Annotated in this window: 16 protein-coding genes; 10 read left to right on the forward strand and 6 right to left on the reverse strand. The window is 70.3% G+C overall.

What is annotated here, in order from left to right; genetic code table 11:
• Window positions 1-181 precede the first annotated feature (181 nt).
• Complete coding sequence (locus F3087_RS02450) at window positions 182-1,783, forward strand: FAD-binding oxidoreductase (protein ID WP_150400107.1); 1,602 nt, start codon at window positions 182-184, stop codon at window positions 1,781-1,783.
• A gap of 6 nt (window positions 1,784-1,789) precedes the next feature.
• Here the strand turns inward: F3087_RS02450 and F3087_RS02455 are convergent, their stop codons facing one another.
• A complete protein-coding gene (locus tag F3087_RS02455) occupies window positions 1,790-2,284 on the reverse strand; it encodes a MarR family winged helix-turn-helix transcriptional regulator (protein WP_150400108.1) in 495 nt (164 codons plus the stop codon).
• 110 nt (window positions 2,285-2,394) lie between these two features.
• On the opposite strand from F3087_RS02455, the gene F3087_RS02460 reads away from it, so the two are divergent.
• Together F3087_RS02460 and F3087_RS02465 are read left to right on the forward strand one after the other, a co-directional pair.
• Window positions 2,395-4,101, forward strand: a complete 1,707-nt coding sequence (locus F3087_RS02460) for an MFS transporter (RefSeq protein ID WP_223884778.1) — start codon at window positions 2,395-2,397, stop codon at window positions 4,099-4,101.
• 5 nt (window positions 4,102-4,106) lie between these two features.
• Window positions 4,107-4,406 carry a hypothetical protein gene (locus tag F3087_RS02465; RefSeq protein ID WP_150400109.1) on the forward strand — a complete coding sequence of 100 codons (300 nt, stop codon included), beginning with the start codon at window positions 4,107-4,109 and terminating at the stop codon, window positions 4,404-4,406.
• Between the two features lie 51 nt (window positions 4,407-4,457).
• On the opposite strand, the gene F3087_RS02470 is transcribed toward F3087_RS02465, so the two are convergent.
• On the reverse strand, window positions 4,458-5,894 hold the full coding sequence (locus F3087_RS02470) for an MFS transporter (RefSeq protein ID WP_223884779.1): 1,437 nt from the start codon (window positions 5,892-5,894) through the stop codon (window positions 4,458-4,460).
• A gap of 87 nt (window positions 5,895-5,981) precedes the next feature.
• Here F3087_RS02470 and F3087_RS02475 point away from each other — a divergent pair, with 87 nt between their 5' ends.
• Together F3087_RS02475 and F3087_RS02480 are read left to right on the forward strand one after the other, a co-directional pair.
• Window positions 5,982-6,422, forward strand: coding sequence for a winged helix-turn-helix transcriptional regulator (locus F3087_RS02475; RefSeq protein WP_150400110.1), 441 nt, complete (start codon window positions 5,982-5,984; stop codon window positions 6,420-6,422).
• 61 nt (window positions 6,423-6,483) lie between these two features.
• The gene (locus F3087_RS02480; RefSeq protein WP_150400111.1) at window positions 6,484-7,644 is read left to right on the forward strand and encodes a zinc-binding dehydrogenase; all 1,161 of its coding nucleotides are present in this window, start codon (window positions 6,484-6,486) and stop codon (window positions 7,642-7,644) included.
• Here F3087_RS02480 and F3087_RS02485 read toward each other — a convergent pair.
• Window positions 7,641-8,867, reverse strand: a complete 1,227-nt coding sequence (locus F3087_RS02485; protein WP_150400112.1) for an FAD-dependent monooxygenase — start codon at window positions 8,865-8,867, stop codon at window positions 7,641-7,643. The genes F3087_RS02480 and F3087_RS02485 overlap by 4 nt on opposite strands.
• 73 nt (window positions 8,868-8,940) lie before the next feature.
• Between F3087_RS02485 and F3087_RS02490 the strand changes: the two genes are divergently transcribed.
• Window positions 8,941-9,507: a TetR/AcrR family transcriptional regulator gene (locus F3087_RS02490; RefSeq protein WP_150400113.1), complete on the forward strand. Its 567-nt coding sequence runs from the start codon at window positions 8,941-8,943 to the stop codon at window positions 9,505-9,507.
• 6 nt (window positions 9,508-9,513) lie between these two features.
• Here the strand turns inward: F3087_RS02490 and F3087_RS02495 are convergent, their stop codons facing one another.
• From F3087_RS02495 to F3087_RS02505, 3 genes are read right to left on the reverse strand one after another with little or no spacing between them, the layout of a single operon-like run.
• Window positions 9,514-11,052 carry a dynamin family protein gene (locus F3087_RS02495; protein ID WP_150400114.1) on the reverse strand — a complete coding sequence of 513 codons (1,539 nt, stop codon included), beginning with the start codon at window positions 11,050-11,052 and terminating at the stop codon, window positions 9,514-9,516.
• Complete coding sequence (locus tag F3087_RS02500; protein WP_150400858.1) at window positions 11,049-12,914, reverse strand: dynamin family protein; 1,866 nt, start codon at window positions 12,912-12,914, stop codon at window positions 11,049-11,051. The genes F3087_RS02495 and F3087_RS02500 overlap by 4 nt, the downstream gene beginning before the upstream one ends.
• Window positions 12,915-12,969: 55 nt before the next feature.
• Window positions 12,970-15,177: an IniB N-terminal domain-containing protein gene (locus F3087_RS02505; RefSeq protein WP_150400115.1), complete on the reverse strand. Its 2,208-nt coding sequence runs from the start codon at window positions 15,175-15,177 to the stop codon at window positions 12,970-12,972.
• Between the two features lie 293 nt (window positions 15,178-15,470).
• Between F3087_RS02505 and F3087_RS02510 the strand changes: the two genes are divergently transcribed.
• The 4 genes from F3087_RS02510 (at window position 15,471) to F3087_RS02525 (ending at window position 22,442) form a co-directional block, all read left to right on the forward strand.
• Window positions 15,471-17,180 carry an Hsp70 family protein gene (locus F3087_RS02510; RefSeq protein WP_150400116.1) on the forward strand — a complete coding sequence of 570 codons (1,710 nt, stop codon included), beginning with the start codon at window positions 15,471-15,473 and terminating at the stop codon, window positions 17,178-17,180.
• Window positions 17,173-19,773, forward strand: a complete 2,601-nt coding sequence (locus tag F3087_RS02515) for a LuxR C-terminal-related transcriptional regulator (protein WP_150400117.1) — start codon at window positions 17,173-17,175, stop codon at window positions 19,771-19,773. The genes F3087_RS02510 and F3087_RS02515 overlap by 8 nt, the downstream gene beginning before the upstream one ends.
• Before the next feature lie 46 nt (window positions 19,774-19,819).
• Window positions 19,820-20,917, forward strand: coding sequence for a hypothetical protein (locus F3087_RS02520; RefSeq protein ID WP_191093741.1), 1,098 nt, complete (start codon window positions 19,820-19,822; stop codon window positions 20,915-20,917).
• Between the two features lie 166 nt (window positions 20,918-21,083).
• Window positions 21,084-22,442, forward strand: coding sequence for a S1 family peptidase (locus tag F3087_RS02525; protein WP_150400118.1), 1,359 nt, complete (start codon window positions 21,084-21,086; stop codon window positions 22,440-22,442).
• Window positions 22,443-22,492 lie beyond the last annotated feature (50 nt).

Consider the following 22,492-nt stretch of genomic DNA (forward strand, 5'->3'; position numbering starts at 1 on the left):
TCAAACTTGAGCCCGACACACTCAACGTTGTCGAATAGCTCAACGGACAACCGCCGAGGATCATTCCCGAACCTCGGCATCGATTTCGGCTGTTCCCGATTCTCGTCCCCCGGACCCGGCGTGGCTACCCGTGGTGCAATAGCCTGCGCGGCGGGCGTGAGCCCGGCGGAAAGGAGTCACGGTGGCGGCGAAGACGCGGTCTTGGTGGGGTTGGGGCAACGTCGAGGACGCGGTCGGCGGCGCGGAGCGGGCGGCGCTGACCGAGCGGGTCGCGGCGATCCTGCCGGGCGCCGATCTGACTGCGCACGAGCCGCCGGCCATCGAGTCGCTCGCGCTGCCCGAGCCGCGGGTCGCCGCGCCGGACGCGCTGGCCGAGCTGGCCTCCGTCGATCCCGCCGATCGCGCGGCGCACGCGCACGGTCAGGCGTTCCGCGATGTGGTGCGAAATCTGCTGGGCGAGACGGGAACTCCGCCCGATCTGGTGATCCGGCCGCGCACCGAGGCCGACATCATCGATGTACTGGACTGGGCCAGCCGGGCGAATATCGCTGTAATCCCGTTCGGCGGTGGAACTTCCGTGGCCGGCGGCGTGGAGCCGCGGCTCGACGGCGACTTCGCCGGTGCGGTGAGCCTGGACCTCGGGGCGCTCGACCGGGTGCTCGAGATCGATCCCACCAGCCGGGCCGCGCGGATTCAGGCCGGCGTGTTCGGGCCCGCGCTGGAAGACCAACTGCGCGAAGCGAATCTGACGCTGCGGCATTTCCCGCAGTCGTTCGAGTTCTCCACGCTCGGCGGGTGGCTGGCCACCCGGGCGGGCGGGCACTTCGCGACGCTGTACACCCACATAGATGACCTGGTGGAGTCGATGCGCGTGGTGACGCCCGCGGGCGTCAGCGAATCCCGTCGGCTGCCCGGTTCCGGCGCGGGGCCCGCGCCCGATCGGATGTTCCTCGGCTCCGAGGGCACGCTCGGCGTGATCACCGAGGCCTGGATGCGCCTGCAGGACCGGCCGCGGTGGCGGGCAACGGCTTCCGTGCACTTCGACGACTACGGGCAGGCCGTCGCCGCCACCCGCGCGGTCGCGCAATCCGGTCTGTATCCGACCAACTGCCGCCTGCTCGATCCCGCCGAGGCCTTCCTCAATGCCGGTGCGGCGACCGCGGGCGGGGTGCTGGTGCTCGGCTTCGAATCCGCGGACCACCCGACGCGACCGTGGATGGAACGCGCCGTCGAGATCGCCGTGGACCACGGCGGCAAACTGCCCGAGCCCGTCCGCTATTCGGATTCGGACACGAACACCCACGGCGGCGGCACCGCCGACACCTGGCGCTCGTCGTTCCTGCGCATGCCCTACCAGCGCGACGCGCTCGCGGCACAGTCGATGATCACCGAGACCTTCGAAACCGCCTGCACCTGGGACAGATTCGACGAACTGAAGGCCGCCGTGACCACCGCGGCGAACGACGCGATCCGCGCGGTGGGCGCGACCGGCGTGGTCACCTGCCGCTTCACCCACGTCTACCCGGACGGGCCCGCACCGTACTTCGGCATCTACGCGGCCGGGCGCTGGGGCAGCACGGTCGCGCAGTGGGACGAGATCAAAGCCGCTGTCTCCGAGGCGCTCTCGGCCGCGGGCGGCACCATCACCCATCACCACGCGGTCGGCCGGGATCACCGGCCCTGGTACGACAAGCAACGCCCGGAACCGTTCGCCCTCGCGTTGCGCGCGGCCAAGTCCGCCCTCGATCCGGCGGGCATCCTGAATCCCGGTGTGCTCCTGTGAATTACGTCAGCACGGACGCATTCGCTCGTGGGTGAGCCCGGGATGAATCCCCGGACGTAGCCCGTTGCTCGCGGCCATCCGCTGCAGCAGGCGCAGCAGCGTGGCCCGATCCTCGGCACCGATGTCGGCGAACAGCTCGCCGTCGAGCCGGGCCACCGCCTCCTGCGCGCCGGTGAGCACGTCGTGCGCGGCGGGCAGCAGGTAGACGGCGTGGGCGCGGCGGTCCGTCGGATGCCTGCGGCGTTCGACGAGCTGCCGCTTCTCCAGTTCGTCGACCAGCCCGACCATCACGTTGCGATGGATGCCGAGCGTCTCGCCCAACTGCTGCTGCGTTTGCCCGTCGTGTTCGCGCAGCAATCGCAGCATGCCGAAATGCCGGGGGCTGATGCCGAGCGGCGCGAGCAGCTCGCCGAAGCGGCCGCCGGTGTAGGAGCCGAGCTGGCCGAGGAGGAAGCCGGGCTGGTCGGAGAGCGGCGGGAACCTCGGATCTGCGTCGGTCACCCAGCCAGCATAGCGGTAATGCACCCGCGATGATTACCCTATTGCGTGATAATCACTTGAAGTGCATAGTTTGAGAGGTCGCCACGCCCCACGAATCGAAGAGAGCCGCCGTGGACCACGACCTCCGCCCCATCGACACCCCACCAGACCTCGACCCGCGCCGCTGGATCGCCTTCGCGGTCGTACTCGCCGCGGGCTTCATGGATCTGCTCGACGTCACGATCGTCAATGTCGCCGTCCCGAGCATCCAGTCCGACCTGAAAGCCCAGTACGCCCAGATCGAATGGATCGTCGCGGCCTATGTGCTCGCGTTCGCCGCGGTGCTGATCACCGGTGGCCGGCTCGGCGACCTCTACGGGCGCAAACGCGTATTCCTCATCGGCATGGCCGGATTCACCCTCGCGTCCGCCGCCTGCGGGCTCAGCACCGACCCGGCGATGCTCATCGCGTCGCGCTTCGTCCAGGGTGCGATGGCGGGACTGATGGTGCCGCAAATTCTGGCCATCATCCGGGTCACCTTCCCGGAACACGAACGCGCCAAAGCGATTGCGCTGTACAGCGGTGTCGGCGGGTCCGCGTCCGCAGTCGGGCTTTCGCTCGGCGGGCTGCTCGTGCAGTGGGATCTGTTCGACCTCGCCTGGCGGCCGATCTTCCTGGTCAACATTCCGGTGGGCATCGCCGCGCTGTTCGCCGCGTCGGTCGTGATGCGGGATTCCCGCTCGCCCGCGCCGCCGCGGCTGGATGTGACCGGCATGGTGCTGGCCGTCGGCGCGGTGCTGCTGCTGGTCTATCCGATCACCGAGGGCCGCCGACTAGGTTGGCCCGCTTGGACTTTCGTGCTGATCATCGTCGCATTACTGACCTTCGGGTTGTTCGTCGCCTACGAACGGCGGCGGGCGCGGACCGTCGGTTCGCCGCTGATCGACCTCGGCCTGTTCCGGTCCCGGCCGTTCGCGATCGGACTCGGCAGCTGGCTGCTGTTCTGGATCGGGCTCGGCGGGTTCTTCCTGGTGTGGACGCTGTTCATGCAGTCGGGGCTCGGCTGGTCGCCGATGCGGGCCGGGCTGACGGCGGTGTTCTTCGCCGTGGGAGCCGGTGTGGGGGCGGGCATTTCGGTCGGCGCGCTGGCACCGAGGTTCGGCAGGCGGGTGCTGATCGCCGGCGGGGTCGTGAACGCGATCGGGTTCGGCTCCTACGGTTGGCTCGCCGCGCACTACGGGGCCGGGATCGCCTCGTGGCAGATGGTTTTCCCGCTGCTGGTGACCGGTATCGGGTTCGGCATGGTGGTCGCGCCGACCATCGATCTGCTGCTCGGTCAGGTGCCCGCGAGCGCGGCGGGGGCGGCGTCCGGACTGCTCAATACCGGGCAGCAACTCGGCACCGCGCTCGGCGTGGCACTGGTCGGCGTCGTGTTCTTCACGCAGCTGGACCATGATTCGGGCCGCGGGGTGGACGCGATGACCCCGCGGATCCGAGCCGAGCTCGCCGTGGCCGGACTACCGGCGCCCGCACAGGAGGAGATTCTCGCCAATTTCCGGGCCTGCGTGCGGGATCGATCCGCGCAGATCGACCCGACCGTGGTGCCGGACAGTTGCGCCGCGCCTACCGGCAGCGCGGAGGTCGGCCGGGTGCTGACCGCGGCCGGGGCGGACGCCAATGCGGTGAACTTCGCCAACACCTTCGATTACACGCTCTGGTACGGCATCGGCATGCTGGTACTGATGTGCCTCGGGTTCTTCGCACTGCCGAAGGACGCCACGCTGGAACCGCGCGAAAACGTTACCGTCACAGTTGATCCGGCCCCGATAGGAGTATGAGGACAATGGACATCTTGGTCATCGGCCGCGGTCAGAACGTCGTGGACTCGGCGATTCCGCAGATCCAGGCGCAGGGGTTCACCGCGCACGGGGTGATCGCCGACGCGGACGCGCTCGCGGTGCTCGACCGCGACCCCGTCGGCATACTGCTCATCGGCGGTGGGGTGGAACGGGTTTCGCGGGACCTGCTGATCCAGAAGGCGGAGCAGCACGGAGTCGCGGTGATCGAGGCGCGGCGCAATGGACGCGATCTCGACACCTACCTCCAGGAGGAGGTGTTTCCGGCGCTGCGCGAACGGCGGTGAAATACGAACGGGCCGGAGTGGATTCACCACTCCGGCCCGTTCGGCCTTTGCTCAGGCGCGTGCCAGCTCAGGCAGTTCGCCGGTCTCGGCGATCGCGCCGCGCCGCAACCCGGTGGCCGCGATCACGCCCGCCAGCACCGCGGCCACCACCGGAACCACCAGCGCGGTCCGCAGCCCGTCCATGCCGAACTTGCCCGCGTCGACCGCCGCGACGTTCACCGCGGTCACCACCGAGATCCCCAGCGCCGCACCGAATTGAATTGCGGTGTAGAGCAATCCACCGGCCAGGCCGTGCTCCTCGGTCGCGATATCGTCGGTGCCCGCGATGGTCAGCGGCCCATAGACCAGCGCGAAGGCGACGGCGAGCAGCAGCATCGTCGGCAGCATCGCGATGTAGGCCCGATCGAGATCGGTCGGCAGGAACAGCGCGTAGGCGAGCGCCGCGAGCACCACGCCCCCGAAGACCACCCGGACATTGCCGAACTTGCGCACCAGCCACGGGGTCAGCAGCGGCGCGAGCAGCGCGTCCAGCCCCATCACCGCCATCGCGAGGCCGGTCTGCACCGTGCTCCAGCCGCGCAGTTCCTGGAAGTACAGCGTGGCGAGGAACTGGAAGCCCATGAACGAGCCGATGAACAGCACCGCGACCAGGTTGGTGCGGACCAGCGGCGCCGAGCGCAGGATGCCGAGCCGGACCAGCGGTGTGGCGGTGCGACGTTCGTTCGCGACGAACAACCCGAGCAGCGCCACACCCGCGGCGAAGGCCGCGGCGGTCAGCGCCGGGCCGTCGCCCGGATGCTCCAGCCGGACCACGCCGTAGACGAGCAGCAACATCGCGCCGGTCACACTCAACGCGCCGAGCAGATCGAAGCCGCCCCGAACCCGTTCCGGCACACCGGAATCCCGGACCAGCGCGATCGCGGCCAGCAGCAGCACCGCCGAGACGAGCACCGGCACGAAGAACACCCAGCGCCAGCCGAACGCGGTCAGCAACCCGCCGACCACCATGCCGAGCGAGAACCCGCCCGCCGCGACGCCCGCGTAGAACAGCAGCGCCTTGTCCCGCACCTGCCCCTCGGCGAAGTTCGTGGTGATCAACGACAGCCCGGCCGGCGCGAGGAACGCCGCCGCCACCCCGGTCACGAAGCGGGCGGTCAGCAGCATCCAGCCGGTCGTGGCGAAGCCGCCGAGGCCGGAGAAGACCAGGAACACGGTCAGCCAGAACAGGAACATCCGCCGGCGGCCGAGCAGGTCCGCGGCCCGCCCGCCGAGCAGCACGAATCCGCCGTAGCCGAGCACATACGCCGACACCACGCCGCTGAGCATCCCGGTGGACAGGCCGAGCTCGGCCCGGATCGAGGGCAGCGCCACATTGAGCATCGCCACGTCGATGCCCTCCAGGAAGATCGCGCCGCACAACACCGCGAGCACGCCCCAGGCACGGCCGGACATCTCCGTGAATACCTCGGCGGCTCTGACTTTCACCATCACGACTCCCCAAACAGACTCGGTTCCCCACAGTGGGGTCGGTTACCTCTTGATACCGAGGGAAAGTCTCGGGCAGAATCGACCACTATGGAAGACGGCACATTGAAGTCACCGGGGCACTGCGGGGATACCGCCGCCGACTACGACGTTCTCCAGTGGGACACCCGAGTCGACTGCGAGGTCCGCCAGATCCTCGACCGCGTCGCGGACAAATGGTCGCTGCTGGCGATCGCGCTGCTCGATCAGCAGAGCATGCGATTCACCGAGTTGAAGCGCAAGATCGACGGCGTGAGCCAGCGGATGCTCACCCGCACGCTGCGCCAGCTCGAACGCGACGGGCTGGTCTCGCGCACCGTCTACCCGACCGTCCCGCCGCGGGTCGACTACGCGCTCACCCCGCTCGGCGCGAGCCTGCACACCACGATCAAGGCCCTCGTCACCTGGACCGAAGGCCATCAGAACGAAATCGCCGCGGCCCGCGACGACTACGACCGCCGCGCCGCCGCGGAAGCGCTCGTCACCGCCTGATCGCGGTGGCCGGCGGCGCTGCGCAGTAGCGTGGACGCACTGCCGATTCGAGGAGTTCACTATGCGGGCCGCCGTCGTCACCAACTCGAAGTTCGAGGTCATCGACCTGCCGACCCCGGTACCCGGGCGCGGGCAACTGCTGATCGACGTAACCCGCTGCGGCATCTGCGGTTCCGACCTGCATGCCCGCAGCCACGCCGACGAGATGGCCGATCTGGCCGTGACCACCGGCTACGACTCGTTCATGCGGGCGGACCAGAGCGTGGTGCTCGGCCACGAATTCAGCGGCGCGGTGGTCGATTACGGGCCGGGGTGTCGCAAGCGGTGGGCGACCGGCACGCCGGTGGTGGCGCTGCCGATCGTGCGGCACGGCTCGAAGCCGCAGCTCACCGGGCTTTCGGTCGAGGCGCCCGGCGCGTACGCCGAGCAGGTGGTGGTCCAGGAATCGATGACCATGCCGGTGCCGAACGGCTTGTCCGCCGAGCACGCGGCGCTCACCGAACCCATGGCGGTGGCCTGGCACGCGGTGCGCAAGGGACGAGTCGGCAAGGGACAGAACGCTTTCGTGATCGGCTGCGGGCCCATCGGCCTCGCGGTGATCAGCATGCTGAAGGCCGCGGGCGTGCGCACCGTGGTGGCCAGCGACTTCTCCCCGCGCCGTAGGGAACTCGCGACCGCGTGCGGCGCGGACATCGTGGTCGACCCCGCCGCCGACTCCCCCTGGACCGCCGCCCCCAAGCGCGGCCGGATCAACGGCGTCACCGACATTCTGAGCCTCGGCTTCGACACCATGGACCGCCTGCGCCGCGTCCCGAAACTCCCCTGGTGGTACGTCTTCCGCCTCGCGCACACCCTGAACGCCGGCCCGTCCGGCCCGGTCATCTTCGAATGCGTCGGCGTCCCAGGCATTCTCGACCAGATCATCACCGCCGCGCCCCCGCTGTCCCGGGTGGTCGTCGTCGGCGTCTGCATGGAATCCGACCGCATCCAACCCGCCATGGCCATCAACAAGGAACTCGAACTCCACTTCGCCTTCGGCTACGACCCCGGCGAATTCCGCGACACCCTGCACCTGCTCGCCGACGGCAAGGTAGACCCCACCCCCTTGATCACCGGCACCGTAGGCCTCGAAGGCATCGAATCCGCCTTCACCACCCTCGCCAACCCCGACCACCACGCCAAGATCCTCATCGACCCGACGAGTTCCGTCACCGCCCCTTAGTACTTGCGGGCGGACGTTTCGTAAGGGCGATAGTCCTTGATTTCGATTGTGCGGGCGACCTTTTGGGGTGCGCCGCCGATGAGGCCGCGCCACGGGAGGTAGGGCAGGAGGCGGACGTTGAGGTTGCGCAGGCGGATCATCCAATTGGTCGGGGGCGCATACCATTTGCCGACGCCCTCGGCGAAGGCCTGACCGGCCTTGACCAATGGGAGCAGTTCCTGGCGGTAGCGGGGGAAGGCCACGGTGTGGTCGCCGTGGGCGGCGGCCAGTTCGCCGGCCAGGATGTAGGCGCCGACGAGGGAGAGGTTGGTGCCCTGGCCGGATAGCGGGGCGGCGCAGTAGCCTGCGTCGCCGACCAGGGCGACGCGGCCCTTCGACCAGTCGTCCATGTGGATCTGCGCCATGGCGTCGAAGTAGAAATCGTCGGCGGCGGTGAGGTGTTCGAGCAGGCGGGGCACCTGCCAGCCTGCGTCGGCGAAGGTGTCGGCGACGATTCGCTTCTGCTGCTCGACGTTTCGGTAGTCGTAGTCGATCGGCGCCGATTCGAACGCGAAAACGGCCTTGGCTTGGGTATTTTCGCGGGCGCTGTAGCTGCCGGCGATCTTGCCGGGGACGTTGTAGTCCTGCTCCCAGTGATCGAGCGCGAGCAGGTTGGGGGTGGTGTAGATGCTGATGTAGTAGCCCATGTGCCGGAGGAAATCGGCCTCCGGGCCGAAAACCAGCCTGCGCGTGTTGGAATGCACGCCGTCGGCACCGATGACCAGGTCGAAGGTGCGCGGCTCGGCGTGGGAAAACGTGACGTGCACGCCCTTTTCGTCTTCGGTGAGGGTGGTGATGCTGTCGCCGAAGAGATATCCGACGTCGTCACGGGTCGCCTCGTACAGCACCCTGGCCAGGTCGCCGCGCTGGATCTCACAGTCCCCGCTCGCGCCGACGCCGTTGAACACCTCGCTGCTCATGCTCGCCTGCGCCTTGCCGGTGGCGTCGACATAGGAGGTACCGCGCTTGCCGGTGCTGAACTCGTGCACCTGCCCGAGCAGACCCATCTTGCGGATCACCTCGGTTCCGGCGCCGAGCACGTCGATCGCCTGACCGCCGTCGCGTAGCGCGGCGGCGCGCTCGACGATGGTCACCGCGAAACCGTAGCGGTTCAGCCAGAAGGCCAGCGTGGGTCCGGCGATGCTGGCGCCGGAGATGAGGACGGTCATCGGTCGATTGCTCATGAAAAAACTGTACATTTGTCTTAGGCAACTGCGCAAGACAAATGATTCAGGCGATCGCGCTACCATGTCGACCATGGGAAACCGAGAGGATCTGCTCGCGGGCGCACGGCAGTGCCTGTTCGAGAAGGGCTACGCCCGCACCACCGTGCGCGACATCGCTACCGCCGCGGGCGGGGTCAGCATGGCCGCGATCGGCTACCACTTCGGTTCGAAGGAGGCGCTGCTGAGCGAGGCGCTCGCCGAGGCGAATCGGGAATGGGGCATGGAACTCGAGCGCGCGCTGAGCGATGCCGCGCAACCGGATTCGACGCCGCTGGAGCGTTTCGCAGCGCAGTGGACGGCGGTGATCGAGTCGCTGCGCCGTCATCGCGGGCTGTGGGCGGCCACCTTCGACACCATCGCGCAGGGCGGCCACGATCCCGCGACCAGGGATGGGCTCGCGGCCGGCCTGGCCGAGGCGCGCTCCGGCCTGGCCCGGCTCTTCGAGAACGTCGATGAGACCGACACGGAGCAGGGCCGGATGATCGGCACTTTCTACCAGGCCCTGCTGACCGGGCTGGCCGCGCAGTATCTGGTCGACCCCGAGCACGCGCCGTCCGGCGCGGATCTGGCCGAGGCGGTGCGCCGGATCACGGCTTAGCCCGGCCTACTCCGGAAGCAGGCCGAGGGTGCCTTCCGCGCTGCGGGCGGCGGTGAGGCAAGCGGTGGTGGTGAATTGGTCGGCGAGCGGGTGGCGGGCGCGGGATCGCCATTTACGCACCGCCGCGACGGCCTGGTCCCGCTGAACCGAGGGCGCGGCGTCGACCGGCAGACCGAGACGCAGGTGCGGGGCGATGCCGGAGCCGCCGATGAGCCGGTGCAGCTCGGCGAGATCGTTTGGCGGCAAGGCCAATTCGTCGGTGCGCAGGCGCCCGAGCAGGCGGAGTTCGGCGAAGCCGTGCACGTCGGCGAGCAGGGTGCGCACGCGCGGGAGCAGGGCATCGGCCTCGCTGCCCGGGTAGGCGGTGAGCACGCGGGCCAGGGCGGTGAGGGCGGAGTGCGCCTTGAGCTGGTCGGCACGCTGGCCGAATTGGACGTCGAGCACCGAGCGCAGTTCGTCCACGCCGCTGCGGTTGGTCAATTCGGCGGCCAGCGTGGCGGAGTCGCGCACGCCGAGCCGGATCAGGGTGACGGCCATCCGAATGCCGAAGAGCCCGAACCGTTCCGCGAGCTGCGCCCGGAGCTCCGGCGCCACCGGCAGCGCGACATCGGGGCGGGCGAAACGATCCGCGGACAGCAGTGCCGTGCTCAGGTCATCGACCGGAACTCCGGCCAGCGCCTCGAACGCCGCGTACTCCTGTTGCCGCAGCGTGGCCGCGGCGAAGGCGAGCAGGCCGGCGACCGGAATCACCGCCTGGCACAGGCCCGTTCGTTCCAGTTCGCCGGCGAAGCGGGTCGCGACATCACGCGCGGAATGCAGGGCGTCGATCCGGCCGGCACCGATCTCGTCGGCCCTGGAGACCACGCCGACCACGCCGAGCGGACCGGAAATACCCTGCGCGGCACCGGTTCCGGCGCCGACCTGCTCGAGGAACCGGACGTCGGCGGCATCGAGCCTGCGCAGCAGGTACACGACCGCGTCGGCGCCCGGGACCGCGATGTTCTGCTCGGCCTGCTCCGCGCCCGGCGTCAGCAACCGGGCTGTGCGCCGCGACACCTCGCGCGACAGCGACGACGTGCCCGGCGTATCGATGATCGTGGTGTGGGCCAGCGCCGCGGCGGGCCATTCGACCTCGAGGTGATCGACCTCGCGCGGCGCGGGCGCGTTCCAGTTCAGTCGGTCCAGATCGAAGGTCAATCCGTGCGTGCCGCCGCCGCGGCGCACCACCACGTTCGCGCGGGCGCCGTCGCCCGCGTGCGCGGTCACGCTCGGGGTGGACCCGTAGCGGTACCAGGTGACGACCCTGGTGCACTCGGTCGCATCGGTCGGCGCGATGTCCTGCCCGACAAGGGAATTGAGCAGCGTGGACTTACCGGCCTTCAACGATCCGGCGAGCGCGATGCGCAACGGATGATCCAAACGCCTCGCGCAATCGGCGAGCAACACCCGTGGCCGCGGCTCGCTCGCCAGCGCCGCCCGCGCCGCACCCACCAGCCGATGCGCCTCCGCCACGATTCCCGGCGCCGCGCCGACCTCTCGATTCACGGGGCAACCGTACCGGCGGGCCCGCTCGGCAGCGCGGCCTGCATGGCTTCGGCATATCGCCCCAGCTCAGCGACCACGTGCAGCTGCCGCTCCAGCACCGTGCCCCGCTCGGCCCGGCGCGCGTTGGCCATCGTCGCGGCCTCCTGCGCGGCGCGCAGCGAATCGTCGATCGAGCGCAGGCTCCGCTCGGCTACCCCGGCGTAGTGATCGCGCAACGCCCGATGGATGCGGTGCAGCCGGTCCTTGGATTCCTTGCCGGTCTGGAACGCCACATCGTCGACGAACCGGCGGACGGCGACCTTCGCCTCATTGCGCCGGCGGGCCAGCCTGGCCTGCTTGTCGTCCCGGAAAGCCTTGCCGCCCACCACGAGTCCGGCGCCGAGCGAGATCGGATTGAGCAGCGCGAGCCCGGCGAAGGTGCTGGCCAGGCCGACCATCAGTACGCCGCCGTAGGAGCCGCGCATGCCGACGAGCAGCTTGCTGCCGAAGCCGATGTCGGGCTCCAGATCGGCGAGGGTGCCCGCGCCGACGTGACTGCCCGCGACCGCCGCGTCCGACCGCACGTCCGGCAGATCGGCCGCCCCGACCTCGGTGAAGTGCTCGGCGACCCGCTGCGCGAGTTGCAGTGCGCGCGAATGGGTCCACAGCAGGTTGTCGCCGATCGCGGTATCGATGGTGCCGGTGAGGTATTCGGCGATGCTGTCCCAGTGGCGGCCCGGGTCGTGCTCGTCGATCCACTCCTCGGTGGTTCTGGCGATGCCGCGCAACCGATCTCGCAGATCGTGGTCCACGTCGCCGGCCAGGTCGGTGATGCCGTCGGCGAGGGTCTGCTGCCAGGCGGCGGTGCGCCGATGCAGTTCTTCGGCCGAGGTGCGCGCGGTCTGGAGTTCGCGAACCGCGGCCGCGCCACGGGCCGGATCGCGCACCGCGACCAGTTCGCTGCCCAGTGCGAGCGCCAAATGCTCGGCGACGGAACGGATGTCCCGTGCCACCGCACCGCGAGTGGCGAGCTGATCGCGGGCGACCACCTGATCGCGCAGGAATTGGTAGAGCACGCCGAAGCCCGACTCGAGGCCGAGTTGCTGGTCTTGCAGGCGCAAGGCGTGGCTGCGCAGCAACGCGGAGACCGCGATCATCGGCACGTCCATGCCCGCCTTGTCCAGGTGGCGTTGATCGGCCTCGAATACCTGCCGCCAGTGCGGGTACAGGTCGGTCTTGGTGATGAGCAGCGCTACGGTGGGGCACAATTCGCGCACCTGGCGCAGGAACGCGAGTTCCGGCTCGGTGAGCTCGGTGGACGCATCGGAGAGCACCAGCACCGCGTCGGCCGCCGGCACCATATTCAGCACGCTTGCCGCGTAAGAACTTCCGTGCCCGCCGACGCCCGGGGTGTCGACCAGCACGATGCCGTCGGCCAGTAAGGCGTTGGGCACCTGGATTTCCAGCCGCAGGATCCGCCGGCCCTGCGCCAGCGGGGAACGCGCGGTGATCGAGCCGATCTCGTCGATCGGCACCGGAACTCGCGCCTCCGGACCACCCTGGTCACCGCCGGGCGCGGTCAGTACCAGTTCCGCCTTCGGCTCGGGGCCGTACGCGAGCAGCGTGGTGACCGTGGTGGTCACGTCGTCGCCCACCGGGCAGAGCTCGAGGTTCAGCAGCGCGTTGATGAACCGGCTCTTGCCCTGATCTAGTTGCCCCGCAATGACAATGCGCCGCCGCGGATCCCGCACCCGGTCGGCGGCCACCTCGAGCCGCCCGACCAGATCATTGCGGCCCGCGGCGCGCGCCGCCGCGATGGTTTCGCCGAGTACCGACAGCAGCGGTACCGCCGGTGGTGTGGCGTTCGGTGCGGGCGTCCCCATCGCGGTGTCGACCTCTTCCAGTGGAGCGGGCATTGTCAGTGCGGCGGCGGCGCGATCAGTGCAGCATCGCGTCGCCGGTCAGGTCCGCGCCGGCGCTGCCGGCCAGATCCGTGCCCGCATGGGTGTCGCCGAACAAGCCCGCGTCGCCGTGCGCACCGGCGGTGCTGTCCAGCCCCGACCCGAACGCGCTCGAAACATCCAGCGACGACCAGGCATTCGCGGTCGATCCGACATCGCCACTCAACCCGGCACCGGTGTCCACCGCGCCGTGCGTCGTGCTACCCACCGAACCACCAAGCCCCGCAGCAGTATCCACCGCCCCGTGAGTCGTGCCACCGAGCGATCCACCGACCGTCGCACCGGTGTCCACGGCACCATGCGTGGTCCCACCAAGCGAACCACCCAGCCCCGCACCGGTATCGACCGCACCATGAGTGATGCCGCCAAGCGAACCACCGAGACCCGCACCGGTATCGACCGCACCGTGAGTGGTCCCGCTGAGCGAACCGCCGAGCCCGGCACCGGTATCGACCGCACCGTGAGTGGTCCCGCTGAGCGAACCGCCGAGCCCGGCACCGGTATCGACCGCACCGTGAGTGGTCCCGCTGAGCGAACCGCCGAGCCCGGCACCGGTATCGACCGCACCGTGAGTGGTCCCGCTGAGCGAACCGCCGAGCCCGGCACCGGTATCGACCGCACCGTGAGTGATGCCGCCGAGCGAACCACCCAGGCCCGCACCGGCATCCACCGCGCCACCGATTCCGGTGGACAGATCGCCGCCGAGACCCGCAGCCGGACCGATCCCGGTCGACAACCCGGTCTCCAGGCCGGTGGCCGCGTGACCGCCCACCTCGAGGCCGGTCTCCAGACCCGTCCCGACCTGCGCGCCGACACCAGCCGCTCCGTCGAGCCCGGCAGAAAGTCCACCACCGAGACCGGCGCCGGCGTTCGCCGCAGCCCCGATCCCCGTGGACAATCCCGATTCCAGCCCGGTCACCGCATGCGTACCCGCATCTACGGCACCGCCGAGGTGCGCACCGGCATCGAGGGCACCGCCGAGACCCGTGGACAACCCGGTCTCCAAGCCCGAACCCACTTGCGCCCCAGCGTTGATCGAGCCGTCCACACTCGAAGCGAGCCCGGTGCCGAGATCGGCACCCACCTGCGCGCCCGCACCGAGAACCGCACCCGTAGTACCCGACAGCCCGGTCTCCAGACCCGACCCGACCTGCACGCCCGTATTCACCGCGCCGTTCACCGCCGAGGACAACCCGCCGCCGATACCGGTGCCTGCACCAACCGCCGCACCGAGTCCGGCCTCCAGCCCCGCTGAGGCCTGCGCTGCCGAATTACCCACGCCGCCAATGGTTGTGGACAAACCACCGCCGAGTCCGGCGGAGAGGTCCGCGTTCAGATCGGCCGCACCCTGTGCGATGCCATTGAGCCCGGAGGACAGGCCACCCGCCAGCTGAGCCCCGGTAGCGTTCAGACCCGCAGTCAATCCGGCACCGAGATCAGCACCCGCACCGACCGCGGCATCGACGCCGGTCGTCACCCCGGTCACCGCGTGCAACCCACCCTGCAACCCGGTGGCGAGATCAGCCCCGACCTGCGTGCCCGCGCCCAGTGCCGCATCGAGGCCGGTAGAAATTCCGGCCGTGGCCTGACCGATCGAGCCGAGGGCACCGCCGATACTCGTTTCGAGCCCCGTCCCGATATGCGCTCCGGCATCCACCGCGCCCTGCACACCGGCGCCGATGCCGGTGACCGCCTGCCCCGCCACACCGAGTGCGCCGCCGACCGCGGCGGACAGGTTCGCACCGATGTCGGCGACCGTTCCGAGCCCGGCGGACAGCCCCGCACCGAGATCCGCACCGACCTGAAGCCCGGTGTCGATCGCGGTGTTCAACCCCGCGTTGAGGTCGAGGCCGGTCCCGACCTGACCACCGAGGTCGATGCCGAGGTCAGCACCGATATTGAGTCCGGCATCCGCGGCCGCGGCGGCGCCGACGGTCCCCGCCGCACCGATGACGGCGGCCGCACCGGTCTGCGCCCCGGCGGCGACGATCGCCGACAGCTGCGAGCCGCCGGCGACCAGCGCGGACTCCGCGACCATCGGGGCGACGGCCGCGATGTCCTCCGGCGTGACCGCGGGCAAACCCGCCGCCACCAGCGCCTGCGTCGGATTCGCGCAGTAGCCGACCGCCGCTTCGTGATCGCGCAGCAGGTTGAGGATGAACTCGAGAATCGCGTTGGGTGTCATCAGAAAATCTCCTGAGAGCCGGCGGACCTCCGCGATCCGCATCGTTGGAATGCATTTCACGCTAGGGGCGTCACTCGTTACGCGTAACGGGGCCGACCCCCACAACTCACCCGATCCCGCCCTTAGGGGCATCCGGCGCATTAGGGGAATTTCCCCGGAAGTTCCCCGGGGGCGGTAACGGCGGACGGCCAGCAACCGAAACAACGAGTGCGTCGGCGTGCTCCTACCGCCTTCCGCACTCGGACTACACAGCAGCGACATCGGACCACAGAGTTTTCGAACGGGGTTCACGAATGACAGAGCGTCTGGCGCTCGGCATCACTGTCGGGTCGTCGAATTCGGTCGCCGTGGCGGCAGCGGGGAACGGCGGCGACGACGTGGTCACGCATCCCAGCGTGCTGCGCCTCGCGGCCGGCGCACCGCCCGCCCTCGGCGCCACCGCCCAGGCCGGCGGACGGCATTCCAGCGACGTATTGCTGGAGGGCTTCCTGGCCAGGGTCGGCGATCCGGTGCACATGCTCGCCGAGGACGGCAGCGCACATTCCGCCGCCGACCTCGTTTCCGCCGCCATCGCCTGCCTGATGGACGAGATCAGCACGCAGGCCAGGGAATCCGGTTCGACGGTCGCCTGCCATCCGGCGTGGTGGTCCCGGCACACCGTGGACCTCCAGCGCGCGGCGCTCGATCGCGAAGGCCTGCGCGAGGTGACCCTGGTGCCCGAGCCGACCGCCGCGGTGCGCTGGCTCGAATCCGCGCACGGCCCGCTCGGCGACGGCGCGGTGATCGTCTACGACCTCGGCGCCACCGGCCTCACCGTCTCGGTGGTGCGCACCGGCGATCACGCGGGCGTGCTCGGCACACCGCTGCGGACCACGGACATCGCCGGTGCCGAATTCGATCTGCTGACCATGCGCTACGTGCTGGCAAACGCTGTGCTGGCAAATGATTTCGATCCGTTCGATCCGGTTGTCGAGCGGAAATTGTCGACATTGCGCGAGCAGTGCCGCACCGCTAAAGAAGAGCTCTCGATAAATACCGCCACGGTCGTCCCGGTGCGATTGAATCCGGCGGACACGCACAGCGGCAACGTCCGGCTGGTCCGCGGCGAACTGGAAGACCTGCTGCGCGGGCCGCTGCTGACCTCGATCGAGCTGATCCGCGACGCCGTGCACCGGGCCGGGCTCGACATCGGCGATATCGGCCGGGTGCTGCTCACCGGTGGCGGCGGCGCGATCCCGTTGGTCGCCGAGCTGATCTCGACCGAATTCGGTCTGCCGGTGGTCGCGGCCCCCGACCCGGCCAACACCAGCGCCCGCGGCGCCGCCGTGCTGGCCGCGGATCTGGCGTCGGTCCGGACCCCGATCGCGCCGCCGACGCCGATCGAACCGGCCACCAAAGAGCTTCCCTCGGTAGCGATCTCGGCCTTGCCGAGCGGCGACACCGCACGCAAGCCGCGGTTCAGCGGCAGGCAGCGCGCCGCCATCGTCGCTGGGGCCGCGGTGGTCATCGGATTGCTGGCCACCGGCACCGTGGCGATCGGCACGGGCGCCCAGCCCGGCCCGAACCCGGCCGCGACCGAACACTCGTCCCCGGCGCGCGCGGCGGAGATCGCCGCGACCACCGGCGGGCAAACCGGCGATCCCAATCTGCCTGCCGCGGCGACGGACCCGACCACGTCGGCCGCTGGTCGGCCGAAAACCGAAGCGGGCCAGCCCGGTTCCCCCGCCGCGACGACGGTGGCCGTAGTGAACAGTCAGCCCGTCGGCGACCAGCCCGCCGCGCCGCCCGCGGCACCCGGTGCGACGCAACCGGCCCCGCAGCCCTCCCCCGCACCAGGGCCCGCACCCGCACCGGGGCCGGGTAACTACCCCGCACCACCGACTCCGCCGCAGGCCCCGAGCCTGCCGACCGGCGTCCTGAAGGACCCGATCGACTCCGTCGGCAACACCGTCGGCACCGTGCTGCGCGCGCCCGGCCAGATCCTCGGAGGAAACGGTGGCTGACATCGCGTTCGACACCCTGCCCTCGGCGCGCGAGATCCTCCGGGAACTGGAGTCCGCCGACCAGGAGCCGGTCGTCTATCTCATCCGTGGCCGCTCGCAGACCGGTAAATCCACCCTGCTCAACGAGATTCGCAACCGCCTGCGCACGCGCGGCATCCCGCTCCAGGACGCCCTGGCCGGGGAAACCGCGCACGCCGGCACCAACGGATTCGGCACCCGCGTCGCGCCGGTCACCGAACTCCCCGCGCTGATCGTGGACAACGCCCACACGCTGAACCAGGCCGAGCTCGAATACCTCTGCGCCACCGTCGAATCCGGTCAGCGCACGGTCGTGATCGCGGCGCAGCCGCGCCCGCACGACCACCGGCTGCGCGCCCTGGCCGACCTGGTCGCCCGGCGCGGCCGGGTGGTCGAGTTGCGCGCGCTCGGCGTGGCCGACATCGCCCCGTTCGCCCGGGAACTCGGCATGATGGTGCCGCGCCAGGTGTCCCAGCACATCCACCGGCAGACCGACGGCATCCGCGGTGGCGTGGTCGCCGCGCTGACCGCCGCCTGCTCGGCCCGGCTGGACGCGGGCATCGGCACGGTCGACGCGGCGGTCGCCGCCTGGGCCCGTTCGCTGCTGGACGACCTCGCACCGGACCTGCTGGAGACCCTGGTCGTCGCCACCACCGGCGCGGGCCTGGACTCCAGCGAGCTCACCGAGGTGCTCGGCGTGGAACCCGTTGCCGCACAGCACCTCATCGATCGGGCCCGGGCCAGCGCCCTGGTCACCGACGCCGACCTGCTGCTCACCCCGGCCGTCGGACCGCTGCGCACGCTGCTCGGCGACCGCCGGTTCGTCGCGGTCCAGCGCAAACTGCTCGGCGCGCGACTGGACGCGGGCCTGCTGCGCGACCACACCGCGCTGCTGCTCGCCGAATCCGGCGTCCGCGACCCGCGGCTGGCCGAATTCCTCTCCGCCGCAGCGGAAAAGGCGGGCCGCGAGGCGGTGCGCTACTACGCGGCCGCCGCCGCGACCGGCGCCGACCCCGATCTCATCGCGCTGCGCTGGGCCGAGGCGGCCGGGCGCAACGGCGACGGCGAAACCGCCATGCGCCTGGCCGAGCCGGTGCTGGCCCGCTCGGGTGTGTCGAGCGCGGACCTGGCCGACGCGGTCCGGATCTGCGCCGCGGCACTGACCCGGCGCGGCCTGGTTGCCCGTGCGGCCCAACTGTATTCGTGGCTGGGCACGCAACGCGTCGGCGCGGATTGGGCGATCGGCGCGACGGTCCTCTCGCTGGCCGGCGACATATCCGGCGCGGCCGAGATGTCCGAGTCCGCGACGCAATGGCCACCGACCGAGGCCAACGCCCATGCCCGGCTGATCGCCACGGCACTGACCGGTTCCCTCAACGGTCGTGACCACGCCAACGGAAACCACAGCACGCCAACGCTATCCACGAACGGCACGGCCGCGTCGGTCTCCGCACTCGTGCAGGCCGCGCACGCCGACTCCGGCGTCGACCGCTTCCTCCCCTGCACCGCGGTATCCATCGCGACCCTGCTCTGCCTCGGCACCGGCGAACCCCGCCGGGCCGGCGACGCACTGCGCCGGGCCACCGCCAGCGGCCTGCGCTGCCACCAGCTCCAGGTGCTCGCGGCCTGGTCGGCCATGCTCGGCGGCGACGAACGCGCCGCCGCCGCGACGGTCGCCGCGCTCGACCACGATTCGCTCGACGTCCGCGACCGCCTGCTCGCCCACGGCGTCGCGGTCGGCCTGGCCAGGCGCACCGGCGATCACGCGGCGCTGTCGCGGGCCTGGCAGGCGGCCTACCTGATGTTCGACGACGTCGAAGCCGACCTGCTCGCGCTGCTCCCGATCGGCGAATTGTGGCTGGCCGGAATCCGATTGCGGGACGAGGGCCGGATCGCGCCGCTCGTCGACGCGGCCCAGGCGCTGCTGCGCCGGCTGAACGAACCGCCCGCCTGGGCGAACGCCTTCCACTGGTACGGCGTGCAGGCCGCGATCCTGCACGAGAGCCCGCAGGAACTGCTCCCGCACGCCCGCCCGCTCAAGGCCGCGGCCGAGGCGGGCGATCGGCACGCCGCGGTGCTCGCCGACGCGGGCCGCACCTGGGTGCTCGTGCTGCGCGGCGAGGTATCCGCCGCGCCGGTCGAAGCGGCCGTCGCCGGCCTGAGCGAGATCGGCATGACCTGGGACGCCGCCCGGCTGGCCAGCGAGGCCGCCCTCGCCGCGGCCGACTCGGCGACCGCGACCGCGCTGCTCAAGCTGGCTCGCACGGTCCGCGCCGACGCCAAACCGCAGGACCCGATCCTGCCGCCGGCCGCGACATCGCCGCAGCCGGGCACCCGCCCGGCCCCGGATCCGGCGGTCGGCGAGCCGACGGCGATCCTCAGCGAACGCGAACGCGAGGTGGCCGAACTGGTGCTACTCGGGCTGACGTATCGGGAGATCGGCGCTCGCCTGTACATTTCCGCCAAGACGGTGGAGCATCATGTCGCCCGGATCAGGCGGCGGATCGGTGCACGGTCCCGATCGGAGTTATTGTCGATGCTCCGCGCCATGGGACACGGCTCTCTGCTGGTGTGACAGAGTGCGGATTCGTACGCCGGGAAGCCGAAGCGAGGTACTGAGGATGGCCACAGGGGTGGGCCTACGCATCGCCGAGGACGAGTGCACGGCGGCGATCGTCACCGACGGCGACGAAGAACCGTTGTTCATCGTCCGCGAGTCGCTGCTCTACATGTCCGACGACGGTGACGCCACGCTCGGCGGACCACCGCCGGACGAGAACGCCCATGCCATCACCGGCTTCGCGCTGGCGGTCGGCGATCCGGCGGGCATCTCCGTCGACGACGGCGAGGCCTACCGGGCCGAAGACCTGGTCGCGACGGCGCTGTTCTGCCTGATCAACCTCACCGCGGACCACCTCAACGGCCCGGCCGAGTTCTACGCGACCCACCCCGGTGACTGGCCGCGCGAATACATCCAGGCCCTGCGCGACGCGCTGGACTACCTGGGGCTGCGGTCGGTGCTGCTGGTCAGCGAGGCCGACCTGCCGAGCGCCGAGACCGGCGAACCGGGCAGCACGTTCGCCTACGACGCCGCCCGCGCGGCCCTGGCTGCGGTGCTCTCCACCCCCGCGGGCAGCACCCCGCCGGACCCGACCCATGCCGAGAACTCGACGGTGGACACCGTCATCATCCCGGCCGTGCCCGCGTCCGAACCGACACCGCAGGCGTATTCGGCGGCCATCCCGATGGCCGAGCCGGTGCCGACAGAAGCGACCGAGGCGCCGGACGCACCCGCGCGCAAAGCCGAACCGGCCAAGGACCGCAAGCAACTCCCGCTGCTGATCGGCGCCGCAGCCCTGATCGGGCTCGTGCTCGGCGGCTTCGCGGTGGCCGTGCTGTTCCGCGACGACGGCCAGACCCCGGTGCCGCCGATGCGCGACGCCAAGTCCGATCAGGTCACGGTGAGCCCGACGCCGCCCGCCCCGCCGATCAACTTCCCGACGGTTCCGCTGACGCCGACCACCACCGAGGCGCCGGAAACCACGACAACGCCGCCTCCGCCGCCGACCACGGAGCCGCCGCCCCCACCGCCGCCGACCACCGAGCCGCCGACGACGCCGCCGAGCACCACGCGCCCGCGGCCCACCACCACGACGCCGTACAACCCCCTGCCGCAGATTCCGACGATCCCTGGCCTGCAGATACCGGGCAGTCGGTGATTAGTAGAGACCTTCCCCGGTTTGTGCCCTAAAGTGATGCGCTGACCGGTGTTGTCGGATGAATTGCAGGCGCCCGGTCTGTTGCTGGAGGACGACTGTGAGCCAACGGATTCCAGGCCCGTTGCCGCGGATTGAGCTGGCACGTGCGTGCCAACGAAGGGATTTCATGCGCAAGTTGGTGGCGCGTAGCGCCACGGTCAAAGCTGTCGCCCTCGCTTCGACCGTTTTCCTCGCACCCTTGCTCTGCACGACCACCGCCGCGGCGGCACCGGCGACACCCACCCAGCTGAATGCCGATGCCCTGCCCCAGGAACTGGTGCAGGCGATCGCGCGTGACCTGAAGATGACCCCGACGGAGTACCTGGACCGGGCGGCCCGCGCGCAGCAACTGCGCGACTACGCCCGCGACTTCCGCTCGGAACGCCCGGAGGCCTTCGCCGGCGCGTGGATCGGCACCGACGGCAAGCCCGTCGTCGCGGTCACCTCGCTCGACGCCGCCAAGATCGCCGCGTCCGACGGCTACCAGACCCGGCTCGCCCCGGTGTCCGCGGACGGCCTGGAAGGCTCACTGATGCAACTGAATCAGTGGATCACCAGCCTGCCCAAGGAGATCTCCACCGCGATCAACTCCGTCGCCATCGACTTCCTCAACAGCCAGCTGGTGCTCAGCGTCGCCAACACCCCCGCGGGACACCTGCTGAACCTGCCGACCCTGATCGCCAACATCAAGGTCATCCTGTCCCCCGGCAGCGGCGGCGCGATCGAGCGCAGGCCGATGGGCGGCGACACCTACATCAGCGCCCCGATCCCGCTGCACGACGCCGCGCTCAAGGGCGTCGACGTCTGCTCGTTCGGCTTCAACAGCGTCGACGCGGCGGGCAACGCGCTGAATATCAGTGCGGGCCACTGCGATCCGAACATCGACAAGAGCAACCAGGACGCCACCGTCTACTTCCCCAACGTCAAGGACATCCCGAACAGCCCGGAACTCGGCTCGTTCGTCCAGGCGAAGCTCGGCGGCCAGAGCGCGCTGGACTACTCGGTGATCAAGCTGAACGACCGCGCGGTGCGCGCGGGCATGGACCAGCCGACCGTGCGCGGGGCCAACGGCACCACGATCGCTATCACCGGCACCGCCGACCCGATCACCGGTGCGCCGGTGTGCAAGTCGGGGCAGTCGTCCACCTTCACGTGTGGCTTCGTGGTGGCCGACCGGGTCGAGACCCAGCTCTACACCGCGGAGGGTGTCAGCAAGACCGTGCGCGGCTTCGCCAGCTCCGCCTGCACCCTCGGCGGCGACAGCGGCGGCGCGATCGTGTCCGGCACCCTCGCGCTCGGCATCACCAGCGGTTCGAACGCGGCCGAGGCGCCGGATTGCAACGAGGCGAACATCGCGTTGGCGCAGTACGGCGGCACGGCGAGCCTGGGCATTCCGATCCGGCCGATCCTGGCCGATATCGACGCCTCCGCCGGCGGCGGAGTCGGTAGCGGCATCGCGGTGCGCACCCGGCCTAACGCCGGGTAAGGCGCGCTGAACAGCGCGGGCAAATTAGCGCTCGTTATAAGTAGGCATCC

This window comes from Nocardia colli (assembly GCF_008704205.1).
Classification (GTDB): Bacteria; Actinomycetota; Actinomycetes; order Mycobacteriales; family Mycobacteriaceae; genus Nocardia; species Nocardia colli.